A 1,113-nucleotide genomic window follows, 5' to 3' on the forward strand; every position below is an offset into this window, starting at 1 on the left:
GCCCGCGGCTCGCCGCGCCCCGACAGGAGCACCACCCGGCGCACCCCGGCCTGTGCCGCGAGCCGCCCGAACTCCGCCATCGCCTCCGCCGCGCCGGGCACCGCCAGATCCGGGGGGTACGCCACATAGGCGGCCTCCGTACCGTCCAGCGCGACCGCCCACCCCGACGGGTCCGCCCAGTCGAAGCGCACCCCGCCGCTCCTGCCGCCCGCCGCCACGCCCGTCGGCGACGCGTTCCGTGAACCGGCCCGGACCGGCACCCCCTGTTCCGTCAGCCGCTCCGCCACCCGGCGGCCGGTCTTGCCGGTGCCGCTCGTCACCAGAACCGTTCCCATGGCCTCCACCCCTCTCCGCGCGTCCTCGGACCGCTTCGTATACGACGTCTTCTTGGCGTTCTCCGTCATGGCTCCAGGCTTCCGGGCGGCGGGCGCCGGGGACATGGCCGAGACGCTCAGCTCCCTCCGTCCGCGTCTACGCTGTCGGCCATGGACCCTCTCGCCGGACTCCTGGACGGACCACGGGCCCGGGGTGCCTTTCTCCTGCGCATGGTGATGGAGCCGCCCTGGGCGGTGCGGGTCGCGGACCACGCCCCGATCTGCCTGATGTCGGTCACCCGGGGCGCGGCGTGGATCGTCCCCTCCGAGGGGGCCGGGCCGGTGCGGCTGGAGCCCGGTGAGGTCGCGGTGGTACGGGGCCCCCACCCGTACACCGTCGCGGACGCGGCCACCACCGAGCCGCACGCGCTGGTCGGCCCCGGCGGTCACTGCACCACTCTGCACGGGAAGCCGCTCTCCCAGGAGATGGTGCTGGGGGTACGGACCTGGGGCAACGCGGCCCAGGGGGCGACGGCGGTCCTCGTCGGCACCTATCTGATGGACGGCGAGATCAGCCGCCGACTGCTCGACGCCCTGCCCCCGCTGCTCCGGCTTCCCGCCGACGACCGGACCGGCCCGCTGCTGCGGCTGCTCGACACGGAGATCGCGAGGGACGAACCGGGGCAGCACGTGGTGCTGGACCGGCTGCTCGACCTGCTGCTCATCGCCGTGCTGCGCGGCTGGTTCGCCCGGCCGGGAGCGGAGGCCCCCGCCTGGTACCGGGCGATGGGCGACCCCG

2 protein-coding genes are annotated in these 1,113 nt (G+C 75.4%); one reads left to right on the forward strand and one right to left on the reverse strand.

Features of this window, described 5'->3' with window-relative positions:
- The coding region (locus AB0M27_RS48080) for an NAD(P)H-binding protein (RefSeq protein ID WP_365732496.1) at nt 1-404 on the reverse strand (404 nt) is incomplete at its 3' end.
- A gap of 81 nt (nt 405-485) precedes the next feature.
- Between AB0M27_RS48080 and AB0M27_RS48085 the strand changes: the two genes are divergently transcribed.
- The coding region (locus AB0M27_RS48085) for a cupin domain-containing protein (protein ID WP_365732497.1) at nt 486-1,113 on the forward strand (628 nt) is incomplete at its 3' end.

This window comes from Streptomyces sp. NPDC052107, assembly GCF_040680215.1.
Classification (GTDB): Bacteria; Actinomycetota; Actinomycetes; order Streptomycetales; family Streptomycetaceae; genus Streptomyces.